Source organism: Pseudomonas sp. HY2-MNA-CIBAN-0224 (genome assembly GCF_040310285.1).
GTDB lineage: Bacteria > Pseudomonadota > Gammaproteobacteria > Pseudomonadales > Pseudomonadaceae > Aquipseudomonas > Aquipseudomonas helleri.
The window spans coordinates 1-270 of the sequence record NZ_JBEOPQ010000543.1; the positions used below are offsets into that span (position 1 = coordinate 1).

A 270-nucleotide genomic window follows, 5' to 3' on the forward strand; every position below is an offset into this window, starting at 1 on the left:
GTTGACAACGGCTTTATCGCAGTAAATGCGCTGCAGCAAAGTGTCTCTCATAATAATGTATTCGCCGTCGGTGATGTGGCCACGCGCGTGGATAAAGATGTCGCGCACTCAGGGGTTCATGCCGTACATGGCGGTGCAGTCGCATCATATAATTTATTAACTTTTATGGTAGATCAAAATAAACCCTTACAAAGCTATCAGCCCAAAAATCGCACTTTGTATTTATTATCTTGTGGCGATAAGTATGCCATTGCCAGTTGGGGCAGTGTG

General features: G+C 44.8%; 1 pseudogene. It reads left to right on the forward strand.

From position 1 onward, the window contains the following. Positions 1–270, forward strand: a pseudogene (locus AAEZ03_RS27495) (FAD-dependent oxidoreductase); the annotation flags it as partial.